Genomic DNA, 24261 nt, shown 5'->3' on the forward strand with positions numbered 1-24261 from the left:
ATATGCGCACGGTGGGGACGGATAATTGGTTGCGATTGCCAATACGACGGGCCTGACCGCCGGCGAACGAACGACGACGGCGGCGGGACTATGGACGGTCGCCTTCCTCGGCGTGACCGCGGGCGTCCAGATGAGCGACCGCGGGCTACAATCGATCCTGTCGCCCGCGATCCAGGCGAGCTTCGGCGTTTCGGACGCGGTGATCGGCGCGCTGCACGGCATCGCTGGCATCCTCGTCGCAAGTGCGCTTGCCGTGCCACTCGCACGCCTTGCCGACCGATATTCGCGCAAATCGATCCTGCTCGGATTGATCCTTCTTTGGGGGATGCTGACGGCACTCAGCGGCATTGCGCCCGATTTCGAGCTTTTCTTCATCGGCCGCGCCGCGTCGGGGATCACCGAATTCGCAATGATACCCGTGGTCTATTCGCTTATCCCCGACCTCGTCAGCGACCGTCATCGCGTGCCGTCCAACCTCGCCTTCGCGGCGCTGATGGCGACGGGCGCGAGCGCGGGCTTCTATTTCGGCGGAAACTTGCTCGAATTCGCAGGCACGATCGCGCCCGCTGACATGGAACCATGGCGTGCCGCCTTGCTGTGCCTCAGCTTGCTGGCACTGCCCCTGTTGACGATCGGCCTGCTCGTCCATGATCCGCCGCGCGGCCTCCCGACCGGGAGCGAGCGGCGCGAGGATGCGGCGCTTGGCCCCTTCCTTCGCGCGCATCAACGGCGCATCCTGCTGTTCCTCGGCGCGGCAGGCGGGCTTGCCATTGCGGTGCAGGCGGTCGCCCCGATGGCGGCGATGGGTCTTGTCCGCCGCTATGCCTCCGACCTCGTCCCGACCGGCCATGCGCTCGGGCTGATCACGCTCGTGACGAGCCTCGGCAGCCTCGCCGTCGCCGGGATCGTCGACCGCTTCCTGCGACCGCGGCTGGGCGAAGCATCGCGCCCGGCGGTGATGGCGGCGGGGGCGACGCTGGCGATCCCGTGCCTCATATGGCTTGGCGCCGCCCCGACCGAACAACAGGCGCTGGCGATGATCGCATTATTCCTTGCGCTGACCAGCACCGCCAATGCGCTGATCCCGACGATCCTGCAGGACATCGTCCCTGCCGAACTGCGCGCGCGCAGCTTCGCAATCTACAGCTTCGTCATTGCGGCATTCTGCGCGCTCGGCCCGCTCCTGACCGGCGGCTTGTCGGATCGAGCGGTCGGCGGCAATCTTCTGCTCGCGATGGCGATCGGCGGCGTACCGGCGCTCGCGGCGGCCGCGATGTCAGCCAGCCTGATGGCGCGGCAACGCGGCGGCTAATTCCCGGCCCCGAGCCCCATCGCCTCATCTTCTTCGCGCGCGGCCTTTGCCGCCTGCCGCTTGCGACGGAAGTTTTCGAGCACGCTGTCCGCCTCGCGGCCGCCTCCAGGCTTGAACCGATGGTCCATGCCCGCCGAAATATCGCCCTCGTCGATCTGCGCCTGCAGCCGCGTCTCGTCGAGTTGACGTAACGTCGCCTCGACATCGTCCATTTCGGTCGGATCGACATCGAGATAGCGAAGCGCAGAAAGCCCCATCGCGATCGAACTTTCGAACACTTCGCGGATGACGCCGTCGACGCCGGAACCGTCGACCGCGAGCAATTGGCGCCGGTCGAAGACACGCATCAATATCTTCGCGTTGGGAAAGGCCTCGACAATCGGCTTCATCGCCGCGGCGTCGACCGATGCATCGTCCATGCAGAAAATGATCAACCGCGCCTCTTCGGCACCCGCACGGCGGAGAAGGTCGACGCGCAGCCCGTCACCGAAATAGACTTTGGTGTCGAAACGGCTCGAAAGCTCGATCTGGCTCGGCTTCTTGTCGATCAGCGTCACCGAACATGCGACGCCGTGCAGCATCTGCGACACGATCTGGCCGAAGCGGCCAAAACCGACGACGATCGCCGACCCGCGCGGCGCGGCGCCGGGATCGTCGAGCACGGGCTGGTCGGTCTCGGGCGCGAATTCCAGGTTTCGCGCGAACAGCATCAGGAAAGGCGTCGAAATCATCGACAATGTCACGACGGCGCTGAACAGGCTCGCGGCTTCGGGCCGGATCAGCAAGGCGTCGGCCGCCTGGGTGAAAAGAAGGAAGCCGAATTCGCCGCCCTGGCTGAGCAGGAGCCCAAGACCGAGCGCGACTTTCCAAGGCTTGCCGAACAGGCGAATGATCGAGGTCAGCACCGCGAACTTGACCGCAACCAGCCCCGCTGCAAGCCCGAGCACCAGCAACGGGCGTTCCATCACCACACCGATATCGAGCACCATGCCGACCGCGAGGAAGAAGAGGCCGAGCAGGATCAGGCGGAAGGGTTCGACATCCGATTCGATCTCGTGCCGATAGGGCGAGTCGGCGAGCATCACGCCGGCGATGAAAGCGCCGAGCGCGGTCGACAGGTGCAGGCTGTGCATCAGCGCGGCACTGGCGAGGATGGTCAGCAACCCGACGACGACGAACAATTCGCGCTCGCCATAACGGCCGATGATCCGCAGCAACGGATTGACCACGAAGCGCCCCGCAAGCACCAGCACGACGATCGCCCACAGCGTGAAAAACGCCATCTGCCATCCCGGCGGCGCCGACGGATCGGCGGGCGCGCGCGACAGCACCGCAACGATCGTGATCATCGGCACGATCGCCAGATCCTGGAACAGCAGGATCGAGAATGCCTTTTCGCCGAAGGGCGAATTGATCCGCCCCGAGTTTTTGAGCCCCGGCAACACCTGCGCGGTCGACGACAGCGCGAGCGGCAGGCCGAGCGCGAGCGAAGCCGCGGGGCTGAAGCCCAATGTCAGATGGATGAGCCCGGTCAGCACGAGCCCTGTCACCACCACCTGAACCATGCCCAACCCGAAGATCGCACGGCGCATGTCCCACAGCCGCCGCGGCGACAGTTCGAGCCCCACGAGGAAAAGCAGGAAGGCGATGCCAAGCTCGGCAAAGGCGAGCTTCGATTCGCCGCCGCCGACCAGCCCGAGCCCGTGCGGCCCGACGACGGCACCGGCGATCAGGTAACCGAGGACGGCCCCCAGACCAAGTCGGCGAAAAATCAGCACGAAGAGCGTCGCGACACCGAGGAGGATCGCGCCTTCGACCAACGCCGTGTCGGTCGCCGCCTCTCCAACCTTTTCGGCGGCTTCCGCAGCAGCAGCCGTGAGCGCGAGCAAGGTCATGCCGCGGTCGCCTGCTCTTCGAGCGCCGCGATGGCGGCATCGAAGGGGAGCAGGATCGCGCCGTGACGCGCGGGATAGCCCTGCGCCGCCGCAAGCAGGTCGAAGCCGGGCCAGTCGGGCCGGTCGCTCTCACCCGCAAACCAGCCCGCAATAGCATCACGCGCCGCGCGGATCTCCGCGAGCGCCAGTCCCGACGCGTGGCGCGCGAGCAACGCCGCCGACGCCTGTCCGAGCGCGCAGGCTTCGACATGCATGCCGACACGCGTGATGCGGCCCGCATCGTCGGTATCGAGATCGAGGATAATCGCGCTGCCGCACAGCGGCGCGCGCTTGCTCACCCGGTGGCGTGCATTGGCGATCGGCAGATATTCTGAGGTTGCCACCGCCAGCGCCAATATGTCGCGATTATAGAGCGGCGCGCTCATGACCTGTCGGCCCCGTCCGCCTTGGCGGCTTCGGTCTCGGCCTCGCGCGCCTGCGCTCGGCGCTCGGCGATCACTTTGCTCATCGCGCTGCTCGTTGCATTGAGCGCCGGATAGGTCCGGCTCTCGATCATCCATGCCGGACGCTGTGCATTGCCATAGCCGATATCGTAGAGAAGCGTCACCAACATGAAGCCGATCGAGGCGATCAACAGCCCCTTGACCGCACCGAAGCCTGCGCCAAGTCCGCGATCGAACCCGCCGACAAGCGATGCGCGGCTGCGCTGACCCATCGCGCGCGATCCCCATTTGGCGAGCGCGAACACGCCGCCGAACAGCAGCACGAATGCCAGCATTGCCGCGCCGCCTTCGCCGCCTACCCAGCCTTCGAGCAGGCCGGTGACGAGCGGGTGAAAGAAGCGCACCGCTGCGATCGCCAGCACCCAGGCAAGCAGCGTCGTCACTTCCTGCACCAGGCCGCGCGAAAAGCCGAGTATCGCGCCGCCGCCCACCAGCGTCAGCACGAGGATATCCAGAGCGGTCAAACTTCCCATTTGCCGTCCGCTAATCCCGCCCGAGCATCAGGTCAACGAGTTCGCCGAGCCGGCCGAAACCCGTGACCGAAATCCCGCCGACCGGCTTCATGCCCTTTGGCCCCCAACCGCGGGAGAAACCGAGCTTCGCCGCCTCGCGCAGCCGCAGCCCGTCGTGCGAAACCTGCCGCACCTCGCCCGACAGCGAGAGTTCGCCGAATACGATTGCGTCGGCGGGGACCGGCCGCTCGCTGAACGCAGAGATCAGCGCCGCCGCGACGGCGAGGTCGGCGGCCGGATCGGTGAGCCGGTAACCGCCCGCAATGTTGAGATAGACCTCGGCGGCGCCCATCTGGAGCCCGCACCGTGCTTCCAGCACCGCGAGTACCATGGCGAGCCGTCCACTGTCCCAGCCGACCACTGCCCTGCGCGGTGTCGCACCGCTCGCCAGCCGCACGGTCAGCGCCTGCACCTCGACGAGCACCGGCCGCGTTCCCTCCAGCGCCGGAAACACGACCGATCCCGGTACGTCGCGGCTGCGATCGGTCAGGAAAAGGCTCGACGGGTTCGACACCTCGCCCAACCCCTCCTCGCCCATTGCGAACACCCCGATCTCGTCGGTGCCGCCGAAGCGATTCTTCACCGCGCGCAGGATGCGATATTGGTGGCTGCGCTCGCCCTCGAACGCCAGCACCGTATCGACCATATGTTCAAGCACGCGCGGTCCCGCGATCGTTCCGTCCTTGGTAACATGGCCGACGAGCACGATCGCGGTGTCGCTGTCCTTGGCATAGCGGATCAGTTCCTGCGCGCTCGCGCGGACCTGGCTCACCGTTCCCGGCGCGCTGTCGATCAGGTCGCTGTGCATCGTCTGGATCGAATCGATCACGACGAAATCGGCGCGCCGTCCTTCGAGCGTAGCGAGGATATCGCGCACCGATGTCGCGCTCGCGAGCGCGACCGGCGCGTCGCCGAGTCCCAATCTCTGCGCGCGGAGCCGCACCTGCCCTGCGGCTTCCTCACCACTGATATAGACGACCGACTTGCCCGCCTTCGCGAGCCGACCCGCCGCCTGCAAGAGCAAGGTCGATTTGCCAATCCCGGGATCGCCGCCGATCAGCGTTGCCGATCCAGCAACGAAACCGCCACCAAGCGCGCGATCGAACTCGGCGATCCCGCACAGCATGCGTTCGGGCATCTTGCTTTCGGCATCGAGCGTTTCGAGCGCGAGCGTTCGCCCGCCGCGACTAAGATCATGTTTCGCAGAGAATACCGTTTCGGCGGCCTCTTCGACGAGCGTATTCCACTCGCCGCAATCGGCGCATTGCCCCTGCCAGCGGTATGAGACGCCCCCGCAATTCTGGCAGACATATTGACGTTTCGCTTTGGCCATAGCTTCGCGCTTAACTGGAACAAAGGTCGAACACTAGTCCAAATCCGGCGCGGCGGTTCATATTTATCGCGCGTTGTTCTAGGGGAGCTTCAAACCCGAATCACCTTCCCACAGGAAAGCCCCGCGCCATGAAATTCTTCGCCGACACCGCCGAAATCGCCGACATCCAGGAACTCGCCGCAACGGGCCTGCTCGACGGGGTCACGACCAACCCGTCGCTGATCGCCAAGTCGGGCCGCGATTTCAAGGAAGTGACGAAGGAAATCTGTGCGCTGACCGACGGCCCCGTGTCGGCCGAGGTCGTCGCGCTCGACCATGCGACGATGATGAAAGAGGCCGAAATCCTCCGCAAGATCGCTCCCAATGTCTGCATTAAGGTGCCGCTGACGATCGACGGGCTCAAGACCTGCAAGGCGCTGACCGGCGACGGCACGATGGTCAATGTCACCCTCTGCTTCTCGGCAGCGCAGGCGCTGCTCGCGGCCAAGGCCGGCGCGACGTTCGTCTCGCCATTCGTCGGCCGCCACGACGACAATGGCTTCGACGGAATGCAGCTCATTTCCGACATCCGCTTGATCTACGACAATTACGGCTATGAAACCGAGATCCTCGTCGCGAGCGTGCGCCACGGCATTCACGTCCTCGAAGCCGCCAAGATCGGCGCCGACGTGATGACCGCGCCGCCGTCGGTCATCAAGGGGCTGTTCAAGCATATCCTCACCGAAAAGGGCATCGAAGGCTTCCTCGCCGACTGGGCGAAGACCGGCCAGTCGATCTGAGGCCAGCCTCCCGCTCTTAGCAGTTGACGTAAACGTTAACTTCGGCCGATAGTTTTCCCGACAGCCGGATTCGCGCCCTCGCGGGTCCGGCGCAGGGAGAGACAATATGACCGACGCCGCGCAGCCCGCCGTTCTGACCACCCGTCAGGGCCATATTCTGATCGTGACGATCAACCGTCCCGAGGCGCGCAACGCAGTCAATGCGGACGTTCATGTCGGCATCGGCACCGCGCTTGAAGAAGCGGAGAACGACGCGGAAATCCGTGTCGTCATCATCACCGGCGCGGGCGACAAGGCTTTCTGCGCCGGCGCCGATCTGGTCTCATTATCGCGCGGTGGGGCGCTTGCCCCCGAGGACAAGGCCCAGCAGGCATGGGGTTTCGGCGGTTTTGCCGCGCATCCGATCTCGAAGCCGGTGATCGGCGCGGTCAACGGCTTCGCTTTCGGCGGCGGCTGCGAACTCGCGCTGATGTGCGACCTCGTCGTCGCTTCTGAAAATGCGCAGTTCGGTCTACCCGAGGTCAAGGTCGGCCTGTTCGCCGCAGCGGGCGGAGCCTTCCGCATCGTCAAGCAATTGCCGCAGAAAGTCGCGATGGAGCATCTGCTGACCGGCGACCCTTTCGACGCGCCGACCGCGCTGCGCTATGGCTTTGCCAACCGCGTCGTCCCGCTCGCCGATCTGATGCCGACCGCGATCGCACTCGCCGAAAAGATCGCGGGCAATGCCCCGCTGTCGGTGCAGGCGTCGAAGCGCGTCGCACTCCGCATCATCGACGGTCAGATCGCCGGCGACGACACGCACTGGGACGACAATAAGCGCGAGCGCAAGGTGTTGATGGCGAGCGAAGACGCGCGCGAAGGCCCGCTTGCCTTCGCGCAGAAGCGCAAGCCCGAATGGAAGGCGCGCTGACATGGGCCAGGAACCGGCGATGATCGATCCCGAACGCATTCCCGTCATCATCGGCGTCGGACAGGTCAATGACCGCCCCGAAGATCCCGATCAGGGGCTCGACTCGCTCGGCCTGATGGTCGCCGCGCTGAAGGTCGCGGCGGCGGACGCCGGCGTCCCGCTCGCCGAAATCGACAGCCTCGCGATCGTCGACCAGATCAGCTTCCACAGCCTCGGCAAGCTGCCCGAACCGCTCGCCGCGGCGATCGGCGCCGCGCCCGCGATCAATTATCAGTCGGCGGCGCCGCACGGCGACACGCCCATTCGCCTGCTCAACGAAGCCGCGAACCGCATCGGCGCGGGCGAAGTCAAGCTCGCCGCGATCGTGGGGGCCGAGGCGCTGCGCACCGCCGCCGGACGCGCTGCCAAGGCCGCGAGCGGCGAAGACAAAAGCTATAATGCGATCCGCAAGGTCGCGACGCGGCGCGAGCCCAATTATGCGCAGAAGCATGGCCTCGCCGCGCCGGTCGACGTCTATCCGCTCTATGAAAATGCGACCCGCGCGGCATGGGGCGAAAGCCTTGAGGACGCCCAGTTCGAAAGCGCCGAAATCTGGTCGCGTTTCTCGGACGTCGCCGCCGCGAACGATGGCGCCTGGATTCGCAAACCAGCGACCCCCGAGGACATTCTCAAGGTCGACGAGCGCAACCGCCCGATCGCTTTTCCCTATTCGAAGCTGATGGTCGCCAACTCGTCGGTCAATCAGGGCGCCGGTTTCCTCGTCGCCAGCCTCGCCGAAGCGCGCCGCCGCGGGATATCGGAAGACCGGCTGATCTACGTCGGCATGGGCGCCGCGGCAAAGGAGCCGGCAAACATCCTGCACCGCGACCGCTACGACGGCAGCGTCAGTATGGAAACGTCGATCACCCGCACGCTGGAACTGAACCAGATGAGCGTCGATGATTTCGACTGCGTCGAACTCTACAGCTGCTTCCCCTGTGTGCCCAAGATGGCGCGGCGCATCCTCGGCTGGCCGTGGGACCGCCCGGCAACGGTATTCGGCGGCCTGACCTTCGGAGGCGGCCCGATCGCCAATTATATGAGCCATGCCGTCGTCTCGATGGTGGACAAGCTGCGCACCGAAGGCCGCTATGGCTTCCTCTTCGCCAACGGCGGTTTTGCGACCGACAACCACTGCATCGTCCTCGGCAACCAGCCGATCGCCGCCGCGAATTTCCCGCAGGACTTCGACTATCAGGCCGAAGCCGAAACCAAACGCGGCCCGGTTCCCGAACTGGTCGAGGATTATACCGGACCGGCGACCATCGAAAGCTACACAGTGTTCTACGGCCGCGATGGCGCGCCGAAAGCCGGTGTCGTCGTCGCGCGGACGCCCGCGGACAAACGCACATTGGCGCATGTCGACGTTGCCGACGCGGCGATGCTGGCATTCCTGACCGACGGCAAGGCCGAACCGGTCGGCACGGCGGGCGAGATCGTCGCGATGGGTGAAGATCGTTTCGGTTGGCGCGCGACCTGACCGGAGCGTCGCAACAATCGCTCGCGCACGATCGGCGGAAACGATAGGTCTCGCTCATGCGAAAGATACTGATCCCCGCCGCATTGGCATTGGCAGGCGCGTTGGGCTGCACACCTGAAACACAGGCCGAGCCGACGATGCAGAACATGCTGCGCGATCCGGCGGTGGCCGAATTTGCCGCGTGGCAGAAAAAGCACAGCCTCCCCGCCATCGATCTCGAACCGGCGGGTCCCGCGCCCGCGACCCCAGCCGGCACGCGCATCGGTGGCCCGGTCTGGCTGGCGACAGGTGAAGCCTGGCCCGCCGACGCGGGAGGGCGGCCGATGTCTTTCCTCGCACAGGTCGATTTCGCCGAACTGCCGCCGCTGCCCGACTATCCGACCAGCGGCGTCCTGCAATTCTTCATCGCCCGCGACGATCTCTATGGGGCGAATTTCGAAAAGCCCGAGGCCGGCAAGTTCCGCGTCATCTGGCGCGAGACGATGGGAGGCCCCGGCAAGCTGCACTTTGGACGGCCCTCGGGCGACCACGGGATCGACGATTACTCACCGCTTGCCGACGCCACGGTCGCGCGCGGCATCGCGCTGAAACCGAAGCGAACCGATCAGTTTCCCTCGGTCGAATCCTGGCTCGCCGAACGCGATCTCGAAACGCTGCTGAACGATCGCACCAAAGGCGACCGCATCTATGATTTTGCCGAAAAGCAGAATGAGCTGGCGGTTCAGGGCCATCATGTCGGCGGCCATCCCGGCTTTACCCAGTCAGACTGGCGTTCGAGCCCGCCCTATCAGGACGTCGACCGCGTCCTCCTCAACCTGTGGAGCGACGACCATATCATGTGGGGCGATTCGGGGCAGGGTCAGTTCATGATCCGGCGCGAAGACCTGCTGAAGCGCGACTTCAGCAAGATCTTCTACCAATGGGACTGCTACTGATCGATCCCGTCAGATGTCGAACGACACGCCCTGCGCCAACGGCAGCGCGTCCGAATAGTTCAGCGTGTTGGTCGCGCGGCGCATATAGGCCTTCCAGCTGTCGGATCCGCTCTCGCGTCCGCCGCCGGTTTCCTTCTCGCCCCCGAACGCCCCGCCGATCTCTGCGCCCGAAGTGCCAAGATTGACGTTCGCGATACCGCAGTCGCTCGCCACGAGAAAACGTTCGGCCTCGCGCATGTCGGTGGTGAAGATCGCCGACGACAGTCCGGCCGCAACATCGTTGTGCAGCTCGATCACCGCATCGAGATCATAATAGCGCATCACATAGAGGATCGGCGCGAACGTCTCCTCCAGCACCGGTCCGACCTGCCCCGGCATCTCGACGAGCGCGGGCTTCACATAGAAGCTTTCACCCTCACCCACCCGCTTGCCGCCATGAACGACCCCGCCCGCGGCTTCGGCGGCCGTCAACGCGTCCTGCATCATCTCATAGGCCGCGCGATCGATCAGCGGGCCCACAAGTACCTCGCCCTCGAGCGGGTTGCCGACGCCGACGCTGGCATAGGCCGCCTTCAGCCTCGCGACGAAACCGTCATAGATGCTGTCGTGCAGGAACAACCGTCGCGTCGTCGTACAGCGCTGTCCCGCGGTTCCCATCGCGCCGAACGCGACGCCGCGCAGCGCAAGGTCGAGGTCGGCCGACGGTGCGACGATTACGCCGTTGTTTCCCCCCAGCTCGAGGATCGCCCGTGCGAAACGCCCGGCCAGTCGCGGGGCCACCGCACGCCCCATCCGCGTCGAGCCGGTCGCCGACACCAACGCGACGCGCTTGTCGTCGACCAACGCCTCGCCCGCCTCGCGCCCACCGACCAGCAGCTGTGCCACTCCTTCGGGCGCATCACCGAAGCGCGCCAGCGCTCGCTCGAAAATCGCCTGCGTCGCCAGTGCGGTCAGCGGCGTCTTTTCCGACGGCTTCCACACCACGCTGTTGCCGCACACCAGCGCGACCGCCGCGTTCCACGCCCATACCGCGACGGGGAAATTGAACGCGGAAATCACCCCGACAACGCCGAGCGGATGCCAGACCTCCATCATCCGGTGCCCTGGCCGTTCGGTCGCGATCGTCAGGCCGTAAAGCTGGCGCGAAAGCCCAACCGCGAAATCGCAGATGTCGATCATCTCCTGCACTTCGCCCGCGCCCTCGGACGGGACCTTGCCCGCCTCGATCGTCACCAATTTCGCCAGATCGTCCTTCGCGGCGCGGAGTTCCTCGCCCCACAGGCGGACGAGTTCGCCGCGCCGCGGCGCCGGCACATCGCGCCAACGACGAAAGGCGGCCGTCGCACGATCAAGCGCCTCATCGATCGCCGCGGAGTCGGCGACCTCGACCATGCCCAGCCGTTCGCCCGTCAACGGCGTCACCGCGGGCATCGACCCGTCGGTCCACCGCGCGCGGTCGACGCCCAGCCGGTCGAGCAGGCCAGCTATCTCTTGGCCCAGTTGAACCATATTCCGTCCCTTCATAAGCGCGCATGCGCCTTGCAACTTGTGGCTCGCGGGTTATCGCAGCCAGCAAGTGAGTCAAATCGAAAGCGGGAGAATAGCCGTGTCCGACCTGCCCCCCTCCGAACCGCTGGTTCCGGTTCCCGCCGACGCCGCGGCGAACACCCATTGCACCGCCGACGATTACGACCGGCTTTACGCGCAGAGCATCGACGACCCCGACAGCTTCTGGGCCGATCAGGCGAAGCGCATCGACTGGATCAAGGCGCCGACGAAAATCGCGAACTGGTCCTACGACCCTGTCGAGATCAAATGGTATGAGGACGGTATCCTCAACCTTTGCCACAATGCCGTCGACCGCCATGTTGCCGCCGGCCATGGCGACCGGACCGCGATCATCTTCGAACCCGACGCACCCGACGGCGAGACGCGGACGATCAGCTACAAGGCGCTGCTCGCCGATGTCATCCGTTTCGCAAACACACTGAAGAAAATGGGCGTCCAGAAGGGCGACCGCGTTACCATCTATATGCCGATGATCCCCGAGGGCGCGGTGGCGATGCTCGCCTGCGCGCGCATCGGCGCGGTGCATAGCGTCGTCTTCGGCGGCTTCTCGCCCGAGGCGATCCACGGCCGCATCGAGGATTGCGCGAGCGACTGGGTGATCTGCGCCGACGAGGGGCTACGCGGCGGCAAGGTGGTTCCGCTGAAGGCCAATGTCGACAAGGCGCTTGAGCGCGTCGACGTCAAGGCCGCGCTCGTCATCGCGCACACTGGCGGCGACGTCGCGATGAAGGAAGGCCGCGACCATTGGTACGACGCGCTATCGGCCGATGTCGGCGCCGACTGCCCGTGCGAACCGATGGGTGCCGAAGACCCGCTGTTCATCCTCTACACCTCGGGCTCGACCGGCAAACCCAAGGGCGTGCTCCACACCGTCGGCGGCTATTCGGTCTGGACGGCGAGCACCTTCTACTACGGCTTCGATTATCGCCCCGGCGAGATCTTCTGGTGCAGCGCCGACATCGGTTGGGTCACCGGCCACAGCTACGTCGTCTACGGCCCGCTTCAGAACGGCGCGACGACTTTGATGTTCGAGGGCGTGCCCAACTATCCCGATCATGACCGCTTCTGGCAGGTCGTCGACAAGCATCGGGTCAACATTCTCTATACCGCACCGACCGCGATCCGCGCGCTGATGCGGGAGGGCGACGAGTATGTGACACGCCACGATCTGTCGTCGATCCGTCTGCTCGGCAGCGTCGGCGAGCCGATCAATCCCGAGGCGTGGCGCTGGTATCATCAGGTCGTGGGCAAAGGCCGCGTCCCGGTCATCGACACATGGTGGCAGACCGAGACGGGCGGCATCATGATCACCACCCTGCCGGGCGCGCATCCGATGCAGCCAGGCAGCGCCGGACGTCCCTTCTTCGGCATCCGCCCCGAGCTCGTCGATGCCGAGGGCGCCGTCCTCGTCAACGAACAGACGGGCGGCGCGTCCGAAGGCAATCTTTGCATCACGCATAGCTGGCCGGGGCAGGCGCGGACGATCTATGGCGACCATCAGCGTTTCGCCGAGACCTATTTCTCGACCTACAAGGGCAAATATTTCACCGGCGACGGCTGCCGCCGCGATGCCGACGGCTACTGGCGGATCACCGGCCGCGTCGACGATGTCATCAACGTCTCGGGCCACCGCATGGGCACCGCCGAGGTCGAAAGCGCGCTCGTCCTCCATGATCTCGTCGCGGAGGCCGCGGTCGTCGGTTTCCCGCACGACATCAAGGGTCAGGGCATCTACGCCTATGTGACGCTCAACGCCGGGGTCGAGGCATCGGCCGAGGTCGAAGCGGCGCTCAAGCAGCAGGTCCGCAAGGAAATCGGCCCGATCGCGACGCCCGACCATATCCACCTCACCCCCGGACTGCCCAAGACGCGGTCGGGCAAGATCATGCGCCGCATCCTGCGCAAGATCGCCGAGAATGATTTCGGATCGCTGGGCGACACCTCGACGCTCGCCGACCCGAGCCTCGTCGACGGCCTGATCGAAGGACGCAAAAACCGCTGATATCGGGCGCGCTACGCGCCCGGATAGGCCATATCATGCTTTGGTATGATTGAGCGGGAAGCCGTCAGGCGCCATATAGAGGGCACCCCCGAGTTCCGGCAGCCCCTCCCCCCTCCCTGGCAGCCGGAGCAACACGGCCCGGAAGGTCACGCACCTTCCGGGCCCTCCCTTTTTCGGATGAGATTTAACGCGGCGAACCCGCGACGGCTCCACACAGGGCGTCGGTCGCCAGCGCGACGCGCGATTCCGCCGTCTTGCGATTGGCTTCGCTATTCTCGACCCCGCGGGTCTCGGTATTGAACGCCAGCAAGCTGCCAAGGCGCTGATCGGGACAGAGGCTGAGATAGGCGCGAAAGCCGTTCTGGTCGCCATTGTGCCCGACGAAGCGCACCCCGCCGCTGCGATCCAGAAAGAAGGACAAGCCGCTCTGCGTCGTCTTCGACATGCGGCCCTGCGTGAAATCCTCGCCCGCCGAAATCTGCGGCTGCCACATTTCCTCGATCGAAGAGCGTTTCAGCACCAGATCATATTCGGCCTGGCGCGCCGGATCGCCGAGCAGGAAGGCCGCATATTTCGCCATATCGGGCATCGGCGCGTTGAGCCCGCCGTTCGACACCGTCACCCCGGTATCGACATCGAACGGCGCCGCGACCCGCCGCCCATCCTGGATGTAATAGCTATGCGACCGATGCGGCAGCAAGTGCGGCGGCGTGCGGTCGAAATAGCTCGCATACATACCCAGCGGCTTCAGGATGTTCTTGTCGATATAGACTTCATAATCTTCACCCGAGAGCCGCTCGATAACCTGCCCCAGATAGACGATGCCGGGGTTCGAATAGCCGAAGCGGCTGCCGGGTTTGAACTCGACCCGCGTGTACGGCAGCATCGCCGCGAGCTGCGCCCAGCCTTTCGGCTCGAACGGCTGCCAGTCCTGGTCGCGCCACGGCCAGGTTCCGCTGCGAAAGCCCGCGCTGTGGCTCATCAACTGGCGCAGCGTGATCGCGTCCGTGCCGCCGTAAGGATTATGCACCGCCGCGAGTTCGGGCACATATTTGACGATCGGATCGTCGAGCGACAGCAGCCCGCGATCGCGAAGCTGCATGATAGCAATCCCGGTCATCGTCTTGGTGATCGACGCCCAATGATAAATGGTGTCGGCATTGACGGGCACATGCGCGTCGACATCCTGCTCGCCCAGATGGTCGGCCGCAACGGTCCGCCCATCGCGCACGACATAAAAGCTGCTTCCTGCGACCTTCGCGCGGCGCATCTCAGCGCGATGCAGTTCGCGAAAGTCGCCAAGCGCCTTGTCGAAGCTCGCCTCCTCGGCCGCCGCCGGACTGACCATCAGAACAAGTGCAGCAGCTATCCAGCGCGACATGGCGATCCCTCCCGTTTCGTCGTACCGGGACGGTGGCCGAAGCCGGTCAGAAATGAAAGTCGGGAAGCTCCGCCAACGCGATCCCCAGCGCCTCGGCCCAGCCGTCGGCGACGCTCTCGAAATAGGGATCGTTGCGCTCGAAACGGCGCTCACGCACGGTCGAGAAATCGTCGCGCTCGTGGACCTTGAGGTCGATCGGCAGATCGACACCCGCATTCGCTCGGATCGTCGAATCGAATGACACGCAAAGCAGCTTCACCGCATCCTCGAACGACATCGTCGGATCATAAGAGCGCACGATGATCGGGCGGCCGTATTTCGTCTCGCCGATCTGGAAAAACGGGTTGTCTTCACCCGCTTCGATGAAATTGCCTTCGGGATAGATCAGGAAAAGCCGTGGCTCGGCGCCCTTGATCTGCCCGCCGACGATCAGCGAGGCGCGGAACAGCGAATCCGCCGCCGATTGGCCTTCGTCATTGTGGCGCATCACGATGTGGCGCAGCGTTTCGCCGATTATCGTCGCGACCGCGAACATCGATGGCGCGGCGAGGATCGACGGATGGCGTTCCTCGGGGGCCTTGGTACGCTCGTCGAGCAGGCTGACCACCGCCTGCGTCGTCGCGAGATTGCCCGCCGACATCAGCGTGATCACGCGCTCGCCCGGAACATGCCAGCTGCGCATCTTGCGGACCTGCGAGATGTCGTCGACACCCGCGTTGGTGCGGGTGTCCGACATGAACACCAGCCCCTTGTTCAAACGCATGCCAACGCAATAAGTCATCGAATCCCGTTTTCCCCGCCCGGAAAGTCCTGAATGTCCCAGCCCGCTTATTGCTGGACCTGCAATTGGACAACCAGATTTTCCTGCGCTGCACCATAGCGCATCCCGCGAACCGGGGCGGCGTCGCGATAATCGAGGCCCGTCGCGACACGAATATAGCGCTGGTCGGGCGAGTGGCCGTTGCTCACGTCGAAACCGATCCAGCCGATATGCTCGAAATACGCCTCGGCCCAGCCGTGGGTTGCATCCTGATGCGTCCGGTCGTTCATCATCAGATAGCCCGATACATAACGCGCCGGGTGGCCGAGATGGCGCATCGCGGCGATGAAGATATGCGCATGATCCTGGCACACGCCGCCCTCGCCGGCGAACGCCTGTTCGGCGGTCGTCTCGGCATCGGTGACGCCGATGCGGTAAGGCAATTTTGCGAGGATCAGCGCCGAAAGCGCATGCGCTCGCTCGATCTCGTTCGCAAAATCACGTCCCAGTTCGGCGGTGAGCGAACGCACGCCGCGCCCGGCCCGCGTCAGCGGCGTTGGACGGAGAAAGGTCCAGAGCGGCATCGCGCCGCGATGCGATCCGATCACGCCGTCCCATGTCACCAGTTCGACCTCGCCGGTGCAGCGGATGAGAAGTTCGCTCGCGCCGCTGTTCACCGACACCAGATCGACGCCATTGCCGTGATGATCGGTATAATGGAGCTGCTGCGCGCCGCCCTCGATCTCGATCGACCAGTTGTGGATCAGTTGCTGCCCCGGGCGTTCCTTCGGCGTCAGCTTCAATTGCTGGAGCGCATAGGCGACATGGCCGTCGAAATGATAGTGCGTGCTATGGTCGACACGAAGGCGCATATTCACTCCACGAACCGGTAATCGCGCTCGATCTGCCGCGCGAGTGCAGCGTTGGCGCGGAGAAAGTCGGTGATGAATTCGTGCAGGCCGCCGTCGAAAATCGACTGGATGGGGCGCGACAACCGATCGCGACAGATCGACATTCCCATGCGCACCGCCTCGGTCTCCTCACCATAGCTGCGCTGGAGCAGGCCGAGATTGTCGTTCATCTGATCGCAGCAGAAGGCAAGGCTGCGCGGCATCTGTTTATAGAGGATCAGGAATTCGGCGATCTTGAGCGCGCTGATCTCCGCCCCGTATAGCCAGTGATAGGCGCGATGCGCCGATACCGAGCGCAGGATCGTCTCCCATTGCACGTTGTCGATCGAACTGCCGATATGCGCGACCGACGGCAGCAGCAGATAATATTTTACGTCGAGGATGCGCGCGGTGTTGTCGGCGCGTTCGAGGAACGTACCGAGCCGCGCGAAATTATAGCCGTCGTTGCGCAGCATCGTGCCAGAGAAAGCCCCGACCACCTGCGCACTCTGCTGGCGGATCGCCGCGAGCACGTCGGGCAGATCGTCCTCGCGCACCTGGCGCTTGAGCAGCGCGCCGAGCGTCATCCAGCTCGTGTTGACCGCTTCCCACACCTCACGCGTCAAATAGGTTCGCGCGGTGCGGGCATTGTCGCGCGCGCGTTTGACGACCGACAATATGCTCGACGGGTTGGCAGGATCGCGCAGCAGGAAATCGACCACGCGCTGCGATGTATAGTCCTCGCCATGCGCTTGCCGGAACGCGACATCCTGTCCGGCGGTGACGAGCACCGATCGCCATTCGGATCGCGCGGTGCTCGACCGCGTCAGGGCAATGCGGAACCCCGCGTCGATCAGCCGCGCGTTATTCTCGCTCCGTTCGAGATAGCGTGCCATCCAATAGAGGCTGCCTGCGGTTTTCCCGAGCATCAGTCTTCCAATACCCAGGTGTCTTTGGTGCCGCCGCCTTGACTGCTGTTCACGACAAGCGACCCCTTTTTCATCGCGACGCGCGTCAGGCCGCCCGGCGTGATCCGGATCCCTTGCGGCGACATCAGCACAAAGGGGCGTAGATCGACGTGGCGCGGCGCCAGACCCGCCTTGGTGAAGATCGGCACGGTGGACAGCGACAGCGTCGGCTGCGCGATATAGTTACGCGGGTTCGCCTCCAGTTTCGCGCGGAACGCCGCAATCTCCTTCTTGCTCGCCGCCGGGCCGACCAGCATCCCGTACCCGCCCGATCCGTGGACCTCCTTCACCACCAGTTCGGGCAGACGGTCGAGCACTTCGCGCAGATGTTCGGGCTCGCTGCAGCGCCATGTCGGCACATTGGGAAGCAGCGCCTTCTCGCCCGTATAAAATTCGATGATGTCGGGCATATAGCTATAAAGCGCCTTGTCGTCGGCGATCCCTGTCCCCGGCGCATTGGCGATCGTGATCCCACCGGCACGATAGACATCCCAGATACCCGGCACCCCGAGCACCGAGTCCGGCCGGAAATTGAGCGGGTCAAGAAAGTCGTCGTCGACACGGCGATAGAGAACGTCGATCGGCGTATAGCCCTGTGTCGTGCGCATCGCCACGCGCCCGTCGACGACGCGGAGGTCATGCCCCTCGACCAGCTCGGCGCCCATCTGATCGGCAAGGAAGCTGTGCTCGAAATAGGCGCTGTTGTGGATGCCGGGCGTCAGCACCGCGACGGTCGGCGTCCCGCCACACGCCGGCGGCGCGCAGGCGGCGAGCGACTTCAGCAGATTGAGCGGATAGTCGCTCACCTCGCGTACCGAAATCTTCGAGAACAGTTCGGGAAACATCTGGAGCATCGTCTCGCGATTTTCGAGCATGTAGGAGACGCCCGAGGGCGTGCGCGCATTGTCCTCGAGCACATAGAATTCGTCGGCGCCGGTGCGCACGATGTCGATGCCGCTGATGTGCGTATAGACCCCGCCCGGCGGATCCATGCCCATCATCATCGGGAGGAACGCTTCGTTGCGTGAAATGAGTTCGGTCGGCACACGACCCGCGCGCAATATCTCCTGCCGGTGATAGATATCGTGGAGGAAGGCGTTGAGCGCGCGCACGCGCTGTTCGATGCCGCGCGACAGGCGGCGCCACTCGCTCGCGGAGATGATGCGCGGAACGACATCGAAGGGGATCAGCCGTTCGTCGGCCTCATCCTCGCCATAGACGTTGAAGGTGATGCCGGTGGTGCGGAAAAAGGCTTCGGCCTGCTGTGTCTTGCGCTGAATACGTGCAGCGTCTTCGCGGTCGAACCAGTCCGAATAGTCGCGATAGGCCGAACGGATTTCTCCGCCCTGCCCGGTCATTTCGTCGAAAAAGGAGATGCCCCGGTCCCTTCCACGCAACATGCCAACCCGGCCGCACTCGATGGTCGAGCGTGCGCGGCCCCATATTCCTGCCTGCTGCGCTGCTTGTCTGGCTACGCGGCCGCCAAGCTTGTGAGAGCGATGCTAATCGCGCCCGCACACCTTGGCAAGCGGACTCATCACGTCGATTGATACGGTAACTTCAAGGGCTTGCCGCGCGCCCGAGAGCGCGCGGCAGCTCAACTCAAATCGTCCCGTGGCAATGCTTGTACTTGCGGCCCGAACCGCACGGGCACGGCGCATTGCGGCTGATTTCCAGCTCGGCGTAGGGATTTTCACCCTCGGGCAGGTCAGGCTTCGGCACCTGCATCGGCGGCAGCGTGTTCGCGATCACGCCCAGCGTGCCTGCATCGATGTCGGCACTGTTGTCCTCGCCCGTGAACGGGTCGATATGCGTCGTCAGGAAATCGGGCAGGTCGGGCAGCGGCATCGCCTCGGGCTCTTCGAAGCGCAGGTCGATGCGCGCGACGGTCCGCGTCACATCCTCGCGGATATTCTGCAGCATGCGCTCGAACAGCGCGAAGGCTTCCTGCTTATACTCGTTGATCGGCTGCTTTTGCGCATAGGCGCGCAGGAACACGACCTGACGCAGCGCGTCGAGGGTCGAGAGATGCTCCTTCCAGTGATGGTCGAGCGTCTGGAGCAGCACCGACTTTTCGATCCCCTTCCACGTTTCCGCATCGACGAGGCTCGCCTTCTCGGCGGCAACCGCGTCGGCCGCCTGCTGGATGCGCTCTTCGAAGATTTCGGCGTCGACCGCATCTTCCTGCATCCATTCGTCGATCGGCGGCGAAAGGTCGAGAATGTTCGCCGTGCGCTCCTTCATCGCCTCGATATCCCATTGTTCGGGATAGCTGCCCGGGGGGCACGCATCGGCAACGATCGAATTGACCGTTTCGGCGCGCATCGCGGCCATGACCTCGTCGACGGTCTCGCTGTCGATGATCTCGCCGCGCTGTTCGTAGATGACCTTGCGCTGGTCGTTCATGACGTTGTCATATTCGACGACCTGCTTACGGATGTCGTAATTGCGCGCCTCGACCTTCTTCTGCGCAGTCTCGATCGCCTTCGACAGCCACTTCGACCCGATCGCTTCGCCATCCTCCAGATTCTTGTTCATCATCTTGGAGAACAGCGTGTCGGGGCCAAAGATGCGCAGCAGATCATCGTCGAGACACAGGTAGAATTTCGACAGGCCCGGGTCGCCCTGACGCCCCGAACGGCCGCGTAGCTGGTTGTCGATGCGGCGGCTTTCATGACGCTCGGTCGCGAGCACGAACAGCCCGCCCGCGGCCTTAACCGCCTCGCGCTCGGCGGCAACCTCGGCCTGGATGCGCGCGATCGCGGCATCGCGCTCGGGCCCTTCGGCCAGATCCTTCAACTCGTCGTCGATACGGAATTCTTCATTGCCGCCGAGTTTGATGTCCGTGCCGCGCCCCGCCATGTTCGTCGCGATCGTGACCGCGCCGGTGCGGCCCGCCTGCGCGACGATATGCGCCTCGCTCTCGTGGAAGCGCGCGTTGAGCACGCTGTGCGGCACATTTTCCTTTTCGAGGTAGGACGACAGCAGCTCCGACTTCTCGATCGACACCGTGCCGACGAGCACTGGCTGGCCGCGTTCGTTCGCCTCGCGGATCGTCTTGGCGATCGCACCGAACTTGTCGGTGATATTCTTGTAGAATTCATCCTCGTCGTCGATCCGTGCGATCGGACGGTTGGTCGGGATGTTGACGACATTCATCTTGTAGATGTCGAAGAATTCCGCCGCTTCGGTCGCCGCAGTGCCGGTCATGCCGCTGAGCTTCGGATACATGCGGAAATAATTCTGGAAGGTGATCGACGCGAGAGTCTGGTTTTCGGGCTCGATCTGGACGCCCTCCTTCGCCTCGACAGCCTGGTGCAGGCCGTCGGACCAGCGGCGGCCGTCCATCATGCGGCCCGTGAACTCGTCGATGATGACGACCTTACCGTCCTTGACGATATAATCGATGTCGAGCTTGAACATCTGGATCGCCTTCAGCGCCTGGTTGACGTGATGGACGACCTGCGTGTTTTCGATGTCGTAGAGGTTGTTACCCTGCAGCAGGCCCGCCGCTTCGAGCAGCCGCTCGACATGCTCGGTGCCTTCTTCGGTCAGGCTGATCGATTTCGACTTCTCGTCCTTTTCATAATCCTCTTCGACGAGTTGCAGCACGACCTCGTTGACGCGAACATACATCTCCGACTTGTCGTCGGTGGGGCCCGAAATGATCAGCGGCGTGCGCGCTTCGTCGATCAGGATCGAATCGACTTCGTCGACGATACCGAAGTTGAAGGTACGGTGGACCATCTGCTGGCGGTCGAACTTCATATTGTCGCGGAGGTAATCGAACCCCAGCTCGTTATTCGTCGCATAGGTAATGTCGCTGTTATACGCGTCGCGGCGCTGCATCTCGTTGAGGTTCGGGACGATGATCCCGGTCGTCAGACCCAGGAAACCATAGACGGTGCCCATCCATTCGGCGTCGCGTGTCGCGAGATAGTCGTTGACGGTCACGACATGGACGCCCTTGCCTTCGAGCGCATTGAGGTAGCAGGGCAAGGTCGCCATCAGCGTCTTGCCTTCACCCGTCGCCATTTCGGCGATCTCGCCGCGGTGGAGCACGATACCGCCGACCATCTGCACATCGAAGTGGCGCATGCCGAGCGTGCGGACCGCGGCCTCGCGCACCGTGGCAAAGGCTTCGGGCAGGATGTCGTCGAGCGTCTCGCCGGCTTCGAGGCGGTACCGGAATTTCTGCGTCTGCGCCTGCAGTCCGGCGTCGTCGAGCGCCTGCATCGCGGGTTCGAATGCGTTGATCTTGTCGACGATCTTGCGGATCGAGTTGACGTAGCGATCGTTGGACGAGCCGAACAGACTCTTGGCCAAGCCAGCAAACATAGGATTTTCCTTGGAATTTGAATGAATGGGCAGCCCTCTGGCCGCGCGAATATAAAGCAAAAGCCCCGTCGCGGAGCGGCGCCTCAGGAAAGGCGCGGGAGCAACAGGCTATTCGAGCGCGCGGTCGCTGCCGGTGAGAATACCGGGAAGGTGCGGCGGCGCGACCTTGCGCGTCTTTCCATTTCCGCCAGAAACCCGCCGCGTCGGCGCAGTGGCGATCGGACGGCGTTCGACATCGCTCGCCTCGGCCTTGCCAGTCGTTTCGGCAAACAGGACCAGCGCCCCCATCGCCGCCGGAACGGCAGGCGCGGCAACGGCCCGGTCGGCGGTCGCCAAGCCGGTCAACAATGCCAAAAGGGTCAGCAACAGCCGCAAGAATCGCCCCTAACTACATCCGGAGCCCAGATTATTGCACCCCGTTCCCTGAATATAGGGTGAAAGCCGTGGCGCGTCTAGGGGGCTGGCGCCGGGGCGGGATCGACCAGCGCGGGGTTCAATCCACGCACTTCGATCAGGAAACTCTTAGGCTTCTTGAACAATTTGCTCTTTCGGTCGACCTTCAGCCCGACCACCTCGGCAAGTTCCATCACGAAATGGACGCAGTTGCGTTTGTTCAGACTGTAACTCGGCTGCTCGCGGTCACGCCATTCGGTGACCTTCGCCATCACGCGCGCATAGGTTGCATCGTCGACGGTCACATCGAACTGGCGATCGCTCTTCTCGATATAATCGGGCTTGGACGACTCCACCTTGCCCTTTACCGACCCCAGAAGGATCGCGGGACTGACCGATACGGCGGTAAAACCGTAATTGCTGTCGACCACCTCGCCCGTCGCGTCGAGCGTGCCCTTCATCACGATGAAAGCGTGCGGAAATCGATCGCCGAAATCATGGCTGTAAAAGCTCACGACCACCTCGGCGCGCGCCGGGGCGGCAAGGCCCGCACACAGCATCAGCAGCGACAGGAAGATCGAGCGAAGGGCGCAGGTCATCGGCGTCCTCATAGCGAGCCGTGCTTTGCCTTGCCAAGCCGCGATTGCCGCTTGACCGAAACGTCAACTTCGCATCTTGTCGCGCTGACATCAATGTAAGGAGGGACGCTGTGGCACGGAAGGCGATTTTCATCACCGGGGGCGGTTCGGGCATCGGCCGCGCGGTCGCGCGCCATTTCGCCGGGCAAGGCTGGTTCGTCGGAATCGCCGACGTCAACCGCGCCGGTATCGATGAAACCGCAGCATTGCTTCCCGACGGAGCTTCATCGCGCCACGTCATGGATGTCCGCGACCGTGACCAGTGGAAAGCCGCCCTCGACGAATTTTCGAAAGCCAGCGGCGGCCGGCTCGACGTGCTGTTCAACAACGCCGGCATCGGCTCGGGCGGGCAATATATGGACATGGCGCCGGAGGAAGCCGACCGGTTGATCGCGATCAATTTCGGCGGCGTCGTCAACGGCATCTATATGGCGCTCCCGCTGCTCCGCGCGACGCCGGGATCGACGATCCTGAACACCGGCTCGGCCTCCGGCTTCTATGGCGTCGCCGGTCTCGCCGTCTATTCGGCCACCAAATTCGCGGTGCGTGGCCTTACCGAGGCGCTCGAAATCGAATTTGCCAAATATGGCATCAAGGTACGCTCGCTGATGCCAGGCTTCATCGATACGCCCCTGCTCGACCAGGTCAGCGCCGACAGCAACGAACCCGCGCGCAACCGCCTGTCCGACAGCGGCTTCGAAATCGTCCCCGTCGAGCGCGTCGCCGAGGCGGCGTGGGACGCTGTGCACGGGACAAGCGTCCACACCACGGTCGGCAAGATGGCAAAGCGCTTGTCGCGCCTTGCGCGCTGGTTCCCCGGGCTGATCGTCCGCCAGTCGAAGAAGATCGACGGGCTGGGGACGGCATCGACGCACTAGGCTATTTCGCCGGCCCGCACGTCACCGAGCCACTGCCGACATTGCGCACGGTACACACGGGCCGACCCAGCACGACGGTCTTGCCGATCCCGCGCGCGGTGATCGTGGCGCTTTTGACGGCGCGCAGAATGTGGTCTCCCGCGCCCTCGCTGTCGCTGATCAATTCGTCGATCGCCAGCGCGCCGGCGTCGACCGCGCCGGCGCCCGACAGCGTCATCTGTGCGTTTTTCGCTGCCCCTGCGAGGGTCATCGTGCCATTGCCGATCATTGCGACCTGAAGCCGGTCGGTGGCGATCTGGCCGACGGTCAGCCGTCCGGGCCCGCGCAGCCCGACCATCGCACGCTGCCCCTTCAGCTTGTCGATCTGCAGCGATCCCGCGCCGGAAAGCGTCGCCGCGCGCAAATTCGCGGCGTTGATGCGCACGACCACCGGTCCGCGCGGGCCGCGGCGCTTCTCGTCGCCCGCGAACTGACGCTCGCTGATCACCAGTTTGCCGTCGCGCGCCTCGACGCTCAGCCGGTCGAGCGCGTCCTGCGGCCCGGTCGCAATGGCGCTGACCGGCGCACGGCTGACCACCTCGACCGCCACGTCGGCGCTGACGTCGATCGTCTCGAAGCTGGTGAGGCCATAGCGTTTTTCGGCGGCCGATACCGGACCGGCGACAAACAGGGCGGTCGCCGCGAACGCGGCCCACCGCAACATATCGGACGATAAGTTGGTCATGGTGCCGCCCTACCCTTTTCGG

General features: G+C 64.2%; 21 protein-coding genes. 7 read left to right on the top strand and 14 right to left on the bottom strand.

Annotated elements, in window-relative coordinates; translation table 11 throughout:
- Window positions 1-25 precede the first annotated feature (25 nt).
- Window positions 26-1312, top strand: coding sequence for an MFS transporter (locus BLW56_RS03770; protein ID WP_256203281.1), 1287 nt, complete (start codon window positions 26-28; stop codon window positions 1310-1312).
- Here BLW56_RS03770 and BLW56_RS03775 read toward each other — a convergent pair.
- The 4 genes from BLW56_RS03775 to radA are packed head-to-tail and all read right to left on the bottom strand — an operon-like array spanning window position 1309 to window position 5555.
- Window positions 1309-3207, bottom strand: coding sequence for a cation:proton antiporter domain-containing protein (locus BLW56_RS03775; protein WP_093509304.1), 1899 nt, complete (start codon window positions 3205-3207; stop codon window positions 1309-1311). The genes BLW56_RS03770 and BLW56_RS03775 overlap by 4 nt on opposite strands.
- Entirely contained in the window at window positions 3204-3632 is a 429-nt protein-coding gene (locus tag BLW56_RS03780) for an iron-sulfur cluster assembly scaffold protein (protein ID WP_093509305.1), read from the bottom strand. Before BLW56_RS03780 ends, BLW56_RS03775 begins: the two co-directional genes overlap by 4 nt.
- On the bottom strand, window positions 3629-4183 hold the full coding sequence (locus tag BLW56_RS03785) for a CvpA family protein (protein ID WP_093509306.1): 555 nt from the start codon (window positions 4181-4183) through the stop codon (window positions 3629-3631). The genes BLW56_RS03780 and BLW56_RS03785 overlap by 4 nt, the downstream gene beginning before the upstream one ends.
- 10 nt (window positions 4184-4193) lie before the next feature.
- Window positions 4194-5555 (bottom strand): DNA repair protein RadA, encoded by a 1362-nt coding sequence (gene radA / locus BLW56_RS03790; RefSeq protein ID WP_093509307.1) that lies wholly within the window; start codon window positions 5553-5555, stop codon window positions 4194-4196.
- Window positions 5556-5683: 128 nt separating this feature from the next.
- Here radA and fsa point away from each other — a divergent pair, with 128 nt between their 5' ends.
- The 4 genes from fsa to BLW56_RS03810 all read left to right on the top strand — a co-directional run bounded on the left by fsa (window position 5684) and on the right by BLW56_RS03810 (window position 9698).
- A complete protein-coding gene (gene fsa / locus BLW56_RS03795) occupies window positions 5684-6334 on the top strand; it encodes a fructose-6-phosphate aldolase (protein WP_093509308.1) in 651 nt (216 codons plus the stop codon).
- 106 nt (window positions 6335-6440) lie between these two features.
- On the top strand, window positions 6441-7244 hold the full coding sequence (locus tag BLW56_RS03800; protein WP_093509309.1) for an enoyl-CoA hydratase-related protein: 804 nt from the start codon (window positions 6441-6443) through the stop codon (window positions 7242-7244).
- Between the two features lies 1 nt (window position 7245).
- Window positions 7246-8763, top strand: coding sequence for an acetyl-CoA acetyltransferase (locus BLW56_RS03805; RefSeq protein WP_256203282.1), 1518 nt, complete (start codon window positions 7246-7248; stop codon window positions 8761-8763).
- A gap of 56 nt (window positions 8764-8819) precedes the next feature.
- The gene (locus BLW56_RS03810; RefSeq protein ID WP_093509310.1) at window positions 8820-9698 is read left to right on the top strand and encodes a YwqG family protein; all 879 of its coding nucleotides are present in this window, start codon (window positions 8820-8822) and stop codon (window positions 9696-9698) included.
- A gap of 9 nt (window positions 9699-9707) precedes the next feature.
- Here the strand turns inward: BLW56_RS03810 and BLW56_RS03815 are convergent, their stop codons facing one another.
- On the bottom strand, window positions 9708-11207 hold the full coding sequence (locus BLW56_RS03815; RefSeq protein ID WP_218140484.1) for an L-piperidine-6-carboxylate dehydrogenase: 1500 nt from the start codon (window positions 11205-11207) through the stop codon (window positions 9708-9710).
- Between the two features lie 97 nt (window positions 11208-11304).
- Here BLW56_RS03815 and acs point away from each other — a divergent pair, with 97 nt between their 5' ends.
- Window positions 11305-13269, top strand: coding sequence for an acetate--CoA ligase (acs, locus tag BLW56_RS03820; protein ID WP_093510767.1), 1965 nt, complete (start codon window positions 11305-11307; stop codon window positions 13267-13269).
- Between the two features lie 184 nt (window positions 13270-13453).
- Here the strand turns inward: acs and BLW56_RS03825 are convergent, their stop codons facing one another.
- The 8 genes from BLW56_RS03825 to BLW56_RS03860 form a co-directional block, all read right to left on the bottom strand.
- A complete protein-coding gene (locus tag BLW56_RS03825) occupies window positions 13454-14650 on the bottom strand; it encodes a serine hydrolase domain-containing protein (RefSeq protein ID WP_093509312.1) in 1197 nt (398 codons plus the stop codon).
- A 46-nt stretch (window positions 14651-14696) separates the two neighbouring features.
- Window positions 14697-15431, bottom strand: a complete 735-nt coding sequence (locus BLW56_RS03830) for a peptidase (protein WP_093509313.1) — start codon at window positions 15429-15431, stop codon at window positions 14697-14699.
- 47 nt (window positions 15432-15478) lie between these two features.
- Entirely contained in the window at window positions 15479-16282 is an 804-nt protein-coding gene (locus BLW56_RS03835; RefSeq protein ID WP_093509314.1) for a transglutaminase family protein, read from the bottom strand.
- Window positions 16283-16284: 2 nt separating this feature from the next.
- Window positions 16285-17229 (bottom strand): alpha-E domain-containing protein, encoded by a 945-nt coding sequence (locus tag BLW56_RS03840; protein ID WP_093509315.1) that lies wholly within the window; start codon window positions 17227-17229, stop codon window positions 16285-16287.
- Window positions 17229-18626, bottom strand: coding sequence for a circularly permuted type 2 ATP-grasp protein (locus BLW56_RS03845; protein WP_371262201.1), 1398 nt, complete (start codon window positions 18624-18626; stop codon window positions 17229-17231). Before BLW56_RS03845 ends, BLW56_RS03840 begins: the two co-directional genes overlap by 1 nt.
- A gap of 244 nt (window positions 18627-18870) precedes the next feature.
- Complete coding sequence (gene secA / locus BLW56_RS03850) at window positions 18871-21606, bottom strand: preprotein translocase subunit SecA (protein WP_093509316.1); 2736 nt, start codon at window positions 21604-21606, stop codon at window positions 18871-18873.
- A gap of 108 nt (window positions 21607-21714) precedes the next feature.
- Window positions 21715-21960 carry a hypothetical protein gene (locus BLW56_RS03855; protein WP_256203283.1) on the bottom strand — a complete coding sequence of 82 codons (246 nt, stop codon included), beginning with the start codon at window positions 21958-21960 and terminating at the stop codon, window positions 21715-21717.
- A gap of 98 nt (window positions 21961-22058) precedes the next feature.
- On the bottom strand, window positions 22059-22598 hold the full coding sequence (locus tag BLW56_RS03860) for a hypothetical protein (protein ID WP_093509317.1): 540 nt from the start codon (window positions 22596-22598) through the stop codon (window positions 22059-22061).
- Window positions 22599-22708: 110 nt separating this feature from the next.
- On the opposite strand from BLW56_RS03860, the gene BLW56_RS03865 reads away from it, so the two are divergent.
- The gene (locus tag BLW56_RS03865) at window positions 22709-23515 is read left to right on the top strand and encodes an SDR family oxidoreductase (protein WP_093509318.1); all 807 of its coding nucleotides are present in this window, start codon (window positions 22709-22711) and stop codon (window positions 23513-23515) included.
- Between the two features lies 1 nt (window position 23516).
- Here the strand turns inward: BLW56_RS03865 and BLW56_RS03870 are convergent, their stop codons facing one another.
- On the bottom strand, window positions 23517-24239 hold the full coding sequence (locus BLW56_RS03870; protein ID WP_093509319.1) for a head GIN domain-containing protein: 723 nt from the start codon (window positions 24237-24239) through the stop codon (window positions 23517-23519).
- Between the last annotated feature and the right edge of the window lie 22 nt (window positions 24240-24261).

It is taken from the genome of Sphingopyxis sp. YR583, from assembly GCF_900108295.1.
Taxonomy (GTDB): domain Bacteria; phylum Pseudomonadota; class Alphaproteobacteria; order Sphingomonadales; family Sphingomonadaceae; genus Sphingopyxis.